Source organism: Hylemonella gracilis str. Niagara R (assembly GCF_000600295.1).
GTDB classification, from domain to species: domain Bacteria; phylum Pseudomonadota; class Gammaproteobacteria; order Burkholderiales; family Burkholderiaceae_C; genus Hylemonella; species Hylemonella gracilis_A.
In genome coordinates this window covers 2,699,642-2,712,809 of the sequence record NZ_JEMG01000001.1, presented here as the reverse complement: position 1 = coordinate 2,712,809, position 13,168 = coordinate 2,699,642, and the positions used below count along the sequence as shown (strand labels likewise).

At 65.9% G+C, this 13,168-nt stretch carries 10 protein-coding genes; 7 read left to right on the top strand and 3 right to left on the bottom strand.

Going from position 1 to position 13,168, the window contains the following annotated elements; genetic code table 11:
• Window positions 1–9 precede the first annotated feature (9 nt).
• The 4 genes from AZ34_RS12540 (at window position 10) to ppk1 (ending at window position 4,884) form a co-directional block, all read left to right on the top strand.
• Window positions 10–693, top strand: a complete 684-nt coding sequence (locus AZ34_RS12540; RefSeq protein ID WP_035608560.1) for a LysE family transporter — start codon at window positions 10–12, stop codon at window positions 691–693.
• Between the two features lie 203 nt (window positions 694–896).
• Window positions 897–1,802, top strand: a complete 906-nt coding sequence (locus tag AZ34_RS12535; protein WP_035611658.1) for a GNAT family N-acetyltransferase — start codon at window positions 897–899, stop codon at window positions 1,800–1,802.
• Between the two features lie 26 nt (window positions 1,803–1,828).
• On the top strand, window positions 1,829–2,725 hold the full coding sequence (locus AZ34_RS12530) for a UDP-2,3-diacylglucosamine diphosphatase (protein WP_231495587.1): 897 nt from the start codon (window positions 1,829–1,831) through the stop codon (window positions 2,723–2,725).
• Window positions 2,722–4,884, top strand: coding sequence for a polyphosphate kinase 1 (gene ppk1, locus AZ34_RS12525; RefSeq protein WP_035608558.1), 2,163 nt, complete (start codon window positions 2,722–2,724; stop codon window positions 4,882–4,884). Before AZ34_RS12530 ends, ppk1 begins: the two co-directional genes overlap by 4 nt.
• A gap of 12 nt (window positions 4,885–4,896) precedes the next feature.
• Here the strand turns inward: ppk1 and AZ34_RS18395 are convergent, their stop codons facing one another.
• Window positions 4,897–5,460, bottom strand: a complete 564-nt coding sequence (locus AZ34_RS18395) for a hypothetical protein (protein WP_155831808.1) — start codon at window positions 5,458–5,460, stop codon at window positions 4,897–4,899.
• A 139-nt stretch (window positions 5,461–5,599) separates the two neighbouring features.
• On the opposite strand from AZ34_RS18395, the gene AZ34_RS12515 reads away from it, so the two are divergent.
• Together AZ34_RS12515 and lplT are read left to right on the top strand one after the other, a co-directional pair.
• Complete coding sequence (locus AZ34_RS12515; protein ID WP_081767200.1) at window positions 5,600–7,501, top strand: GGDEF domain-containing protein; 1,902 nt, start codon at window positions 5,600–5,602, stop codon at window positions 7,499–7,501.
• Window positions 7,502–7,527: 26 nt separating this feature from the next.
• Window positions 7,528–8,901, top strand: a complete 1,374-nt coding sequence (gene lplT, locus AZ34_RS12510; protein ID WP_231495525.1) for a lysophospholipid transporter LplT — start codon at window positions 7,528–7,530, stop codon at window positions 8,899–8,901.
• 72 nt (window positions 8,902–8,973) lie between these two features.
• Here the strand turns inward: lplT and AZ34_RS12505 are convergent, their stop codons facing one another.
• Window positions 8,974–10,317 (bottom strand): glycosyltransferase family 4 protein, encoded by a 1,344-nt coding sequence (locus AZ34_RS12505; protein WP_231495524.1) that lies wholly within the window; start codon window positions 10,315–10,317, stop codon window positions 8,974–8,976.
• 269 nt (window positions 10,318–10,586) lie between these two features.
• Between AZ34_RS12505 and AZ34_RS12500 the strand changes: the two genes are divergently transcribed.
• Complete coding sequence (locus AZ34_RS12500) at window positions 10,587–11,228, top strand: hypothetical protein (RefSeq protein WP_035608557.1); 642 nt, start codon at window positions 10,587–10,589, stop codon at window positions 11,226–11,228.
• A gap of 128 nt (window positions 11,229–11,356) precedes the next feature.
• Here the strand turns inward: AZ34_RS12500 and AZ34_RS12495 are convergent, their stop codons facing one another.
• Window positions 11,357–13,051, bottom strand: coding sequence for an aminotransferase class III-fold pyridoxal phosphate-dependent enzyme (locus AZ34_RS12495; protein ID WP_035608556.1), 1,695 nt, complete (start codon window positions 13,049–13,051; stop codon window positions 11,357–11,359).
• Window positions 13,052–13,168: the final 117 nt, after the last annotated feature.

The following is a 13,168-nucleotide window of genomic DNA, read 5'->3' as shown; positions in this document are numbered from 1 at the left end:
GACTCCTTTGTGTTTGCCCTGTTCCTGACGGCCCTGCTGCTGGGTTTTGTGTTCAACGCCGCGCCGGGCGCGGTTTTCGCCGAAACCATACGGCGTGGCCTGCGTGGCGGTTACCGCGGGGCCTTGCTGGTCCAGGTCGGTTCCTTGACCGGGGACGCGCTCTGGGCGGTGCTGGGTCTGGTGGGTGTGGGGCTGCTGGCGCGTACCGAAGTGCTGCGCACCCCCGTGGCGCTGGCGGGCATCGCCTATCTGCTTTGGCTGGCCTACGACGCATGGCGGGCTTCGCGCGCGGTTACGCAAGAACGGGACGCTGCGCCAGCGGCGGTCGATGTGCCCGACCCCGCGCCTGCGCTGGGCGAACTCAGCTGCGACGCTGAACGTGATGCAGAACGCGAAGCCCTGCGCGCTGGCGCGCTGCTGTCCCTGACCAATCCGCACAACGTGGCTTACTGGGCCGCGCTGGGCAGTGCCATGGGGGCGGCGGGCGTGAGCGATCCCCGGTGGACGGATTACGCCATCTTCTTCACCGGTTTCATGGTGTCGTCCGTGGTCTGGTGTTTTGTTTGCGCGGCGCTGGTGGCGCGCGTCTTCGCGGGCGCCAATGACCGCTGGGCGCGCTGGACCCACCGCGCCTGCGCGCTGGCCTTCCTGCTGCTGGCCCTGTCTTCGGCGCGCAGCCTGGCAGGTCACTGAGCTCCTGACCGTCAGCCTGGCGTGCCCCCGCGCACCAGGCCAGGTCGTCTGCGCCGGAACGGGCTGCTGGCTGCGCATCGGGCCCTGCGGCGGGCCAGTTGTTCTTGCCTTCGGTTGTCATTGAATTGTCATGTTTTGGACATGGCTTCGTCATGGCAGGTGCCCACACTGGTGTCACACAGGATGTACACAACGCAGACACCATGAAAGAACACCCGCGTACGAGCTTCCCGCTGTCACTGCTTCCCTTGGCCTCGAAGATCCCTCGGATTCCCGAGCGCATCACATCAGCCTTCAGCCTGGCCCTGCCCTCCATGCTGGCTCGCGGCCAGCGCTGGTACCGCAAGCCCGCGAATGTCCCCGCAGCCACCAGCCCAGCCATCCAGGTCGTTTGGGCACGTCATCTGGACGAGGTGCGCGCGGCCCAACGCCTGCGCTATGCGGTGTTCGCGGGCGAGATGGGCGCGCGTCTGAACACACCGCTACCTGGCCACGATGTGGACCTCTACGACGACTACTGCGAGCACCTGCTGGCGCGTGACACGGCCACGGGGGAGGTGATAGGCACCTACCGCATGCTCACACCGGCACAGGCCAGGCGGCTTGGGGGCTTCTACAGTGAAAGCGAGTTCGACCTGACCCGCCTGCGCCACCTGCGTGAACGCATGGTGGAGGTGGGCCGCAGCTGCGTGCACCCGGACCATCGAGAGGGCGGCGCGATCATGGGTTTGTGGGGCGAGCTGATCAGGTTCATGGACCGCAACGAGATCGACGCCATGATCGGCTGCGCCAGCATCCCAATGCTGGACCCGGTCAGTGGTGGCATCAACGGAAATGCCGCAGCCAGCATTTGGCGGCAACTCAGCCAGACCCATCTGGCGCCGATTGAGCACCAGGTCTGGCCCCGCCTGCCCCTGCCCGTGGAACAGCTCGACGAGAGCCTGATCGTGGAGCCACCTGCGCTGATCAAGGGGTATCTGCGCCTGGGTAGCAAGGTTCTGGGCGCGCCCGCCTGGGACCCGGATTTCAACTGCGCTGATCTGCCCGTCATGCTGCGCCTGGCCGACATGCCCGCGCGTTACCGCAAGCGCTTCCTGGGGCAGGCATGAAGAGCGCCGCCAGCGAACACCTGCGGATGAACTCGGACGAGCGCGAGGAGTCCGAGGGCAAGCGCCCGCGTTACCGCGCCGTCTTCATTTCCGACCTGCATCTGGGCACGCCCGGCTGTCAAGCCGAGGCCCTGCTGGATTTCCTGCGCGCGAGCAGCAGCGAGCGCCTCTACCTGGTGGGCGACATCATCGACGGCTGGCAGTTGCGTCGACGCTGGTACTGGCCTCAGCAGCACAATGACGTGGTTCAGAAACTGCTGCGTCGCGCGCGCAAGGGCAGCCGCGTCATCTTCGTGCCTGGCAACCACGACGAGTTCGCGCGGCAGTTCCTGGACCACCAGTTCGGCGGCATCGAGGTGATGGAAGATGCCGTGCACGTCACGGCGACCGGAAAGAGTCTGTGGGTCACGCATGGGGATTACTTCGACGGCGTGATCCAGTATGCCAAGTGGCTGGCCTATGTGGGCGACACGCTCTACGAATGGACGCTCAAGCTCAACCGCCACCTGAACCACTGGCGCGCCAAGCTGGGTTTGCCCTATTGGTCGCTGTCGGCCTACCTGAAGCTCAAGGTCAAGAAGGCCGTGAACTTCATCAGCGATTTCGAGGTCGCGGTCGCGCGTGAAGCCAAGAAGCGCGGCCACCACGGCGTGGTCTGCGGCCACATCCATCACGCCGAGATGCGCGAGATCGATGGCGTGCTCTATTGCAACGATGGCGACTGGGTGGAGAGCATGACCGCGCTGGTGGAGCACCACGACGGCCGGCTTGAAATCGTCCACTGGGGTCCGGTGCTGGCTGGACAGATCGCCGATGCGCGCGAAGGCAAGAAGCGCGGCGCAGCCGCTGGTCCGCGAGCCGAGGCGCCAGTCGTGGAAGAGTCCGGCGAGGACAAACTGCCCGTGATGGTGTCGCGGTCATGAGTGCCGCCAACCTGGCCGCCGCCGCCGAGGTGGCCCTGCCTCTGCTGGACCGCGACCACAGCATCCTGGCCTTCAATTGGCGCGTCTTTGACTGGGCCTGCCGCGCCGAGGTGCCCTTGCTGGAGCGCCTTCGTTACCTGTGCATCGTCTCGTCCAATCTCGACGAATTTTTCGAGGTGCGCTCGGAACCGCACCTGATGGCCTGCCAGCGCAAGGACACGCAAGGCCTCTACACCGTGGCCTCCTTCACGCGCTTGTCGACCGCGATCCACGAACTGGTGGACCGCCAGTACGCGCTCTACAACGACGAGCTGATGCCTGCCTTCCGCAAGGAGGGCATCGAGATCGTTTCCCACGGTGACCGCAACCCGGCCCAGCGGCGCTGGGTCAAGCAGTACTTCGAGCAGGATGTGCAGCCTCTGCTGATCCCGGTGGGGCTGGACCCCTCGCACCCCTTTCCGCAGGTGGCGAACAAGTCGCTGAACTTCATCGTGCGCCTGGGCGGCAAGGACGCCTTTGGACGCGAGAACGACATCGCCATCGTCAAGGTGCCGCGCGCCCTGCCGCGTCTGATCCCCATGCCGGACAAACTCTGCGGCCAGGGCAGCCGCAAACGGCGGCTCTTCGTCTCGCTGTCCAGCGTGATCCGCGCGCACCTGGAGGATCTGTTTCCGGGGCGCGAGGTGCGGCATTTCTCGCAGTTCCGCGTCACGCGCCATTCCGATCTCGCGGTGGACGAGGAGGACGTGAAGAACCTGCGCACCGCCTTGCGCCAGGGGCTGGAACATCGCCACTATGGCCAGGCCGTGCGCCTGGAGGTCTCGGCCGGCTGCCCGCAGGACTTGGCCGACTTCCTGCTCGGCCAGTTCGACCTGCCCGAGGGCGCGCTCTACCGCGTGCATGGGCCGGTGAATCTGGTGCGCCTGGGGCAACTGGTCGATCTGATCAACGACCCCCGATTGGAAAAACGCCTGCGCTTCCCGTCCTACCGGGCGAGTTATCCGTCGCAACTGGCGGGCACGGCCCAGGGCGCCGTGGCCGCCTCGGGCGCGGTGGGCGCCATGTCCATCTTTGAGCGCTTGGAGCGCGGCGATGTGCTGATCCACCAACCCTACGAGCGTTTCGACGGTGTGCTCGATTTCCTGCGCGAGGCCGTGAACGACCCACAAGTGCTGGCCATCCGTCAGACCGTCTACCGCACGGGTGCGAATTCGGCCCTGATGGACTTGCTGCGCGAGGCCGTGCGGCGTGGCAAGGAAGTCACGGTGGTGCTGGAGCTCAAGGCGCGCTTCGACGAGGAAGTGAACATCGACTGGGCCGAGCGCTTGGAGTTCATCGGCGTGCAGGTGCTCTACGGCGTGGTGGGGCTCAAGACCCACGCCAAGGCCATGCTGGTCACGCGGCGCGTGCCCGGGGCCCATGGCACACCGACGCTCAAGCGCTACGCCCACCTGTCCACCGGCAATTACAACCCGGCCACGGCACGCTTCTACACGGACTGGAGCCACCTGACCGCCGACCCGCAGATCACGGCGGATGTGGAGCAGGTCTTCATCCACCTGGCGGGTCAGAATCGCCTGCCCAAGCTGCATCAGCTCTGGATGGCGCCCTTCCATCTGCACAAGAAGCTGCTGGAGAAAATCGAAACCCTGAAGGCCGCCGCAGCCGCAGGCCAGCCCGCGCGCCTGGTGGCCAAGATGAACGCGCTGACCGATGAGCCTCTGATCCGCGCGCTCATCGAGGCCGGACGGCAAGGGGTGAAGATCGACCTGATCGTGCGCGGTGCCTGCATGCTGCCGGCCCGCGTGCCCGGTCAGACCGACAACATCCGCGTGCGTTCCATCATCGGACGCTTCCTGGAACATGCGCGGGTGTTTTACTTCCGCCATGGTGATGGCGCGCAGGCCGAGGAGTCCCTCTACCTGGCCAGTGCGGACTGGATGAACCGCAACATGCTGCGCCGCGTGGAGTTGGCCTGGCCCGTGCTGGACCCGGCCCTGCGCCAGCGGGTCATCGACGAAACGCTGACCGCCGCGCTCAAGGACAACGACGGCGCCTGGGAGCTGATGCCCGACGGCCGTTATGAGCGCCTGCAGCCGGCCAGCGGTGCGCCGGCCCTCAGCGTGCAGCGCGCCCTGATGGGACGTTACGGGGCTTGAGTGTTGAGTGGCCTAGGCCTGCGCCTCGGGCGTGGGTTGGGCGGTTTGCTGGGCCTGGGCGGGCTTGGAGGCCTTGCTTGCCTTGGCCGCTTTCTTTGCCTTGCCTGCCTTTGCCTGCTCCGTGGATTGGCCAGGCTTGATCGTCTTGGTCTTCACGGCCTTAGTCTTGGCGGGTTTGGGCGTGGCGCTTGATGCGTCAGCGCGGCTTGGCTCCGGCAGTGCGCGCAGGGCGTCCAGCAGCGTGGCGTCGCCCAACTGACTCAGCGTCAGCAGCCCAGCGCGCAGCAGATGGTTCTTCTTGACCGGCAGACCCAGCGCCGCGACGCGCCGCTTGAGCACACCCAGCGCGGCGGCTTCGTCCTTGGGCAGGCTGTAGCTGTCGTGCACGAGCTTGGGCTTCTTGTCGAGTGCCTTGGGTTTGGCTTTGACCTGGGGCGTCGACTGTGCCGGTTTCTTGGCGGTTTGACTGGCCTTGGGCGCCGAAGCGGATTTCAGGGCCTTGGTTTTCTTGCGGGTCTGGGCGGTGGCTTCGACCGGGTCGGTGGAGGTCTTGTTCGGCTTGGAGGATGGGTTCATGGCGCGGTGGCTCGGAAGTGGGTGGCAAAAGCACGCGGTTATACCGACTCGGTCGTGAAACTGCTACCGTGTTTGAGTGCCTTCATGTATTGGTCATGGGTGTGTCATCTTTTATTCATCATGTTGACCTGATTTCGTCATGCGCGCGGGGCAGTATGAATGGGTGATTGACCAAGTTCACCTCTATGTTCCCGATGCGCTGACGCGGGACAGCGCGGGTTCGCTCGCCGCCTTGATGCGGCAGGGCGGTCTGCACGCGGTGTTCCAGCCCATCGTGGACCTCAAGTCGGCCACCGTGCATGCCCATGAGGCCCTGATCCGCGGCCCGGAGCACAGCCCGTTGCACCGGCCCGAAGCCCTGCTGCGCCTGGCGCAGGAGGAGGGCCTGCTTTACGAATTTGAATTGTTCTGCCTCCAGCTCTCCCTGCGACGCTGGGGCAAGCTGCGTCAGCCGGGGCGGCTCTTCCTGAACATCAGCGCCAACGCGCTGTCGCGGCTGGTGGATGTGGGCGGCACCGCGCTGCTCGCACAAGGCATCCGCAATCTCCAGGTTTCGCCACGCAAGGTGGTGCTGGAGATCACCGAGCACGAGCGGGTGGACGACATGGATGCGCTGGGGGAAGTGTCGCGCACGTTGCAGTCCGAGGGCTTGGCCCTGGCCCTGGACGACTTCGGCGACGGCCGTTCCAGCCTGCGCCTGTGGTCGCAGCTCAAGCCCGACATCGTCAAGATCGACAAGTACTTCAGCCACGACATCCATCGCAGCGCCGATCGGCTCAAAACCTTGCAGGCTTTGCTGCAGATCGCCGATGTGTTTGGTACCTCGTTGGTGGCCGAGGGCATCGAGCACGAGGCTGAGCTGCGCGTGATCCGCGACCTGGGCATCGCCTACGGGCAGGGCTGGTTGCTGGGCCGGCCCGGCACCGAAGTCCGCGCCGAGCCGCCGCGCGAGGCAACCAGCGTGTTGCTCGACAACCGCGTGGCGGTTCTGCCCGAGCAGCGTTACGTGGCGCAGCGCGGCCAGTTGCGGCACCTGTCCATCATTCACGCGCCCACGCTCACGCCCGGGACCAGCAACGATGAGGCGGCAGCGATGTTCCATGCGCATCCGGGTCTGCACGCCATGGCCGTTGTGGAGCCGGATGGCGGCGGCGGGGAACGCCCCGTCGCCATCCTGAACCGCCAGCAGTTCATGGACCACTACGCCACGCTCTATTTTCGCGAGATCCACGGCCGCAAGTCCTGCATCAAGCACGCCAACCGCGAGCCTCGCTTGATCGAGCGCAACTTCGACATCGAGGAGCTGGTCGGCATCCTGACCTCGCAGGACCAGCGCTACCTGAACGATGGATTCATCGTGACCGAGAACGGACGATACGTGGGATTGGGCACCGGCGACCAACTGGTGCGTTCCGTGACCGAGCTGCGGCTGGAGGCCGCGCGCCACGCCAACCCGCTGACCTCGCTGCCCGGCAACATCCCGATCAGCCTGCACATGCAGCGCCTGCTCGACAGCGGCGGCGCCTTCACGGTCTGCTACCTGGACCTGGACAACTTCAAGCCCTACAACGACCACTACGGTTACTGGCGCGGCGACGAGATGATCCGTCTGCTGGCTCGCCTGGCCGCGGCGCACAGCGACCCGCAGCGTGACTTTGTCGGCCATGTCGGCGGAGACGATTTCATGATCCTGTTCCAGAGCGAGGACTGGCGCGCGCGCTGCGAGCGCATCATCGCGACCTTCGCCCGTCAGGCACGTGACCTGTACGACGAAGAGGGGCGCGCGCGCGGCGGCGTCGAGGCCGAGGACCGGCAAGGCGTGCGGCGTTTCTTTCCCTGTACCACGGTGTCCATCGGCGCGGTGCGCGTGGCTGGAGGTGACTACCACGACGCGGAGGAGCTGGCCACCAAGGCCTCCCTGTCCAAGCACGAGGCCAAGTTGGCGGGAGGCTTGCATGTGATGGCCGATGACCTGGCCGCCACCGCTGCAGCTGAACGGCCCACCGTCCACACCAGTCTGGGCGCACGGGCCGATGCCTGAATCGCGGCGCGCGTGAACGGGCTCGCATGACCATGGCCGAGCAGCGCGCACTCACCGATGGACCGCATCCCCCCGCCAGACCCGTGCGCGCGTCCGGCTTGCCACGGGGTTTTGTCTGGCTGATCGCCGCGCAGTTCCTGTCCGCGCTGGCCGACAACGCCTTGCTCATCGTCACCATGGCCTGGCTGCTGGCCCTGGGCGCGCCAGCCTGGTGGGCGCCACTGCTCAAGTTCAGCTTCACCCTGTCCTATGTGCTGCTCGCGCCTTTTGTCGGAGCCCTGGCTGACCGGGTCTGCAAGCGCCGACTGATGGTGGCGATGAACGCCTTGAAGCTGCTCGGCGCCCTGGCCCTGCTGGCCGGCCTGCACCCGCTGGCCGCCTTCGCGCTGGTGGGGCTGGGGGCCTCGGCTTATGCGCCTGCCAAGTACGGCCTCTTGACCGAAAGCACTGCGCCGGCCGCGCTGGTGGCGGCCAATGGCTGGGTCGAGTCGGCCGTGGTGCTGTCGGTGCTGCTGGGCGTGGTGCTGGGTGGCGCCCTGGTGGCGCCGGCCTGGCTGCAATCGAGCTGGGTGCAAGCCGTGGTGGCGGGTGAATGGCTGGCTGGGCTGGGGACTTGCTTGCCTTCGGTGTCCTTGTCGGCCATGCCCACCGACAGCCTGTCCACCCTGCGCACGCTGCAAGTGTCTCTGGGCTGCGTTGTTGCGGTGTATGTGCTGGCGGCGTTCTGCCATTGGGGAATCCGGCCCAGCGGCGCGACCTACGCGCGCCGGGGCGGGGCCTCGCCCCGGCGGCTGTGGATCGATTTCCGCGCCGCCAACCGGCAGCTCTGGCAGGATCGCAGCGGTGGCCTCTCGCTGGCCGTCACCTCGGTGTTCTGGGGCTTGTCCGCGCTGATGCAGTTCGCGGTGTTGCTGTGGGCCACCGGCGTGCTGGCGCTGGGGCTGGACCAGGCCGCCTACCTGCAGGGCACGGTCGCCGGGGGGGTGGTTGTCGGTGCGGTCTGGGTCGCGACCCGCCTGCGCCTGCGCCATGCCTTGCGCGTGCTGGCGTTGGGCCTGCCCATGGGCGCCTTGCTCGTGCTGGGCCCCCTGATGATCGCCGACTGGCGCTGGGCCTTGCCCGTGTTGCTGGCCCTGGGCGCGCTCGGGGGCGTCATGGTGGTGCCCATGAACGCATTGCTGCAGCATCGCGGCCACCGTCTGCTGAGCGCGGGCCAGTCCATCGCGGTCCAGGGCTTCAATGAAAACCTGGGTGTCCTGATCGCCCTGGCCCTGTACGCGGGCTTGATCGCCTTGCAGGTACCGGTGCAGGCGGTGATGGTGTTGACGGGTTTGAGCCTGGCTGGGTTTGTCGGCCTGATGATGTCACGGCGCCGGCGTGGTGCCGTTGCAGCGTCGTAGTCATCCGGCATATCGCCCTCGGGTACCAGCCGCACTGGCAGGTGAGCGGCTCAGGCGCAACTCAAGCGCATCTCAAGCAGGTTCGACTTCAACTTCCGTCTTGCCTTCGACCGTGCTGGACGCGCTGGCGACGCGCAGCGGCGCAATGGCGTTCTTCATCACCGTCTCCACTTGGGCCACGATGCCACTCCAGCCGCAGCGGCGTGCGGTCTCGTGGGCGCGCACGCGCAGTCGCGCGCGCAGGTCGGCGTCCCGCGCCAGGTTGACCAGGTGCCGCATGAAGAGTGCTTCCTCGTCCAGGGGCGCGAGCAGGCCGTTGTGGCCGTGCGTGATGTGCTGCGCGGCGGCGGCGTAGTCGAAGGCCAGCACGGCCAGGCCGCTGGCCATGGCTTCCAGCACCACGTTGCCGAAGGTTTCGGTGCGGCTGGGGAAGGCGAAGATGTCCGCGCTGGCGTAACAGCGCGCCAGGGCCTCGCCCTTCAGCACGCCCGTGAAGATGACCGCGGGGCCGTAAGGTTCCAGCTCGGCCTGCAGTTCAGCGCGCGCCGGACCGTCACCGGTGAGCACCAGCAGCAGCTCGGGTTGCTGCAGCCTGGCCTGCTTCCAGGCGGCGATCAGCAGGTTCAGGTTCTTTTCGTGCGCGATGCGCCCCACGCACAGAAGCACGGGGGCGTCGGCACGCACGCCGGCCTGCTCGCACCATTGCGCGCGCAACTTGGGGTCGCGCCGGGCCGGATGCAGCAATTGGGTATCCACCCCGCGCGCGACGACGTGCAGGCGCTCGAAGCCGCGGGCTTCGAGTTCGTTTGCCAGCTCGCGGGTGGGCACCATGGTGGCTTGTGCCTGGTTGTGGAAGCGCTTGAGGTAGGCCATGATGGGCTTGGCCAGCCAGCCCATCCGGTAGTGCCCGCTGTAGGCATGGAAGTTGGTGCGGAAGTCCGAGGTGACGGGAATGCGCAGCTTGCGCGCCACGCGCAGTGCCGACCAACCCAGTGGCCCTTCGGTGGCGATGTGCACGAGGTCGGGCCGCTGCACCGACCACAAGGCCCGCAACTGGCGGCGCGCCGGAAAACCGATCTGCAGATGCGGGTAGCGCGGGATGGCCATGCCGCGCAGTAGCACGTCGGGCGATTGCGCGTCCGTGTCACCGCCCGATGAAGGTGTCTCGAGCGCGCCCGATGCGACCGCAGTCTTCTCATGTGTCTGACGCGGGCGCACCAGCTGCACCTGATGGCCGCGCTCGCGCAGGCCCTGCACCACGCGTTGCAGGGTCAGCGCGACGCCATTCACTTCCGGCGGATAGGTCTCCGTCACGACCGCCAGGCGCAGCTGCATTTGCGTGGCGGGCAGGTTCTCGATGCAGAGTTCCTGGTACGTCGCATCGGCCATGTCGGAGTCATCGAAGGTGGGCTTCATGCGGGCCATCTTGAGTGCGCGATATTGCAAATTGATGGCGATGGCATGGCATCTGTGTGAATGCGGCGGGCGCGGCGGGGCGGCAAAACAACATTGGGGCACGTCCCGGCGAGAGCATCGCGCAAGCACAGGGCTTGTCATCGTTTTTTCACGCGCAAGGTTGAATATGGCAGGGCTGTTACACCCTGCCGCCTCGCCCTAGGCGGGCATTGAGCGGCAGCACCGTCTGCATCAGCCGGTTTTCCGCAAATCTTCCTTAGGAGTTTTCCGTGTCCTCTTTTCTGCACGATCTCAAGGTACAGCGCTGGGATGACCACCGCTACTATCACCACAGCCGCATCAACCAGTCGCTGCACTTCATCAGCGCCATCTCTTTCCTCGTGGCCTACGGCTTCATGTTCGTGAACCCGGCGGTGTCGGGTCTGATCGGCTGGTTGATTTCCATGGTCACGCGCCAGTCGGGCCACTTCTTCTTCGAGCCGCGTGGTTACGACCATATCAACCAGGTCACCGACGAGTACAAGGAAGAGATCAAGGTCGGCTTCAACATCCAGCGCAAGGTGGTGCTGATGGCGGTGTGGGCTGGTCTGCCCCTGGTGCTGTGGCTGGACCCGGACTTTCTTGGCCTGATGGAGCGTCACGAAGACCTGTCGGGCTTCGTGCTCAACGTAGGCTGGCTCTGGCTCTGGTTGGGCGTGGCTGGCTTGCTGGTGCGCGTGCTGCAGCTGTGGCGCAAGCAGAACCTCTACACCGGCATCGTCTGGGCCACCAAGATCCTGACCGATCCCTTCCACGACATCATGATGTACTGGAAGTCGCCTTATTACCTCTTTGTCAAGCGCGAGCTGATCGACCCCGGCCATCACCTGGCACATGAGGATGAGCACAAGCCGGAGTACGCGCGGGGATGATGGGCGCATGCATCCTGTTCCGGTGAATCCGGGGCGTCAAAAAAGGGCGGCAACTTCGGTTGCCGCCCTTTTTTCTTCTGCCTGATCGGGGGGTGGTCTATGCTCCTTCGCCCGATCAAGCACCGTGTTCAGGCCCGTCCGAACCAGCGCGAGGAGAACTGCCGCAAGGTCTCGCGCAGCACCGTGCGCTTGATGGCCTTGTTGCTCAGTTCATGCATGTCCTGGCTGTTGAGCGTGTGCCACCAGCCGTCCTGCCGCATCAGCCGTGCTGCTTGCACGCAGCGGTCCAGCACGGCGTCGAAGTCGGCCTCGCTGTAGTTCAGGCTGAAGATGAAACGGCCGGTGCCGACCCAGCTCAGGCCCAGGCCCGCGTCGCGCAGGTAGTACTGGTACATCCAGTTGTAGCGCGAAGGGGTGGTGTAGCTGATCGTCCAGATGCTTTGCATGTTGGCGGCCTGCACGGGCAGGCCTTCGGCGGCCATGCGGGCATTGAAGCGCTCGCGCCGCGTGTCCCACGTCGTGTCGAGATTCTGGTAGAGCGCCTGGACTGCGGGCGTCTCCAGCTGACGCAGGAAAGCGTTCATCGCCCCCATCACATAGGGGTGTTCCTTGAAGGTGCCGCGGGCGAAGCAGATGTCGGCGGGTTTGTCCTCGCGGAAGCGCTGCATCAGCGATCGGCTGCCGCAGACCACGCCGACCGGGAAACCACCACCCAGGGTCTTGCCGTAGGTGACGAGGTCAGCCTGCACGCCAAAGTATTCCTGCGCGCCACCGGGCGCGAGGCGAAAGCCCAGGAACACTTCGTCAAAGATCAAGACGATGCCGCGCTGGGTGCAGACTTCGCGCAGCTGCTTCAGCCAGGCGGCGTAGGCTTCTTTCTGCGCCGGGCCGTAGCTGGCGCTGCGGCTGCTGTCGAGCAGGGTGGAGTCACCCGGCGCGTTCTTGTTCGGGTGCAGGGCTTGCAGCGGGTTGACCAGCACGCAGGCGATGTCCTTGCGGGTGCGCAGCACCTTCAGCGAGGCTTCGTGCATCTCTCGCAGGGTGTAGGTTTCGCGTGGGGGCAGGGGGTTGCCGGGGCCAGGTTGCACGTCTTCCCACCAGCCGTGGTAGGCACCCGAGAAGCGCACCAGATGTTTCTTGCGCGTGTGGTAACGCGCGAGGCGCACGGCCTGCATCACGGCCTCGGTGCCGCTCATGTGGAAGGACACGTCGTCCTTGCCGCTGATGGCCTTCAAGCGCTTGACGTTGTCGGCCACGCAGGGGTGCAGCATGCCCAGCACCAGGCCCAGGTCCTGCGTGAGCGCCGCGCCCTCGGCCATGTTCTGCTTGTAGAAATCCACGCCCAGCACGTTGACGCCGTAGGAGCCTGTGAGGTCGTAATAGTGGTTACCGTCCAGGTCGGTCACGGTCACGCCGCTGGCGGACTGCACGAAGGCGCCCGTGGAGATGTGCTGGCGCAGGAAAGGGCTGTACTGGAACGGCACGCGGTAGGCGCCGGTGAAACGCAGATCAGGAATGCCATCGCGCATTTCCTTGGTCAATGCGATGGATTTGGGCGCCTTGGCCTGCAGACGGCCCGCCAGCGCGTAAAAGCCGGCCCGGCGAAGTTGAACGATGGCGTCGGGCGCGCCGTCGCTGTTGAAGAACTGCGCTTCGTCGTAGGCGTAACCCGGCAGCAGGCGCGCCAGGCGCTTGGCCATGCGCGAATGGCCGGTCAGCGAAGGGTGCTTGGCGCGTGAGAGTTCCAGCCTGCGTTTGAGTTTGGGCAGGGTGAGGGCCGCTGCTCCGAGCAGGCCGGCCGTCCAGGCAAATTCTTCCACCATGGTTGTGTTGTTTCCGTGACTGAAACGCCCTTTGTAGGCGGGTAATTTGACAGGCGCGTGAAAACCTTGTGACGTGCCGCCTGTCACCGGTGTTTCGTCGTTCTGCAACAAATCCGC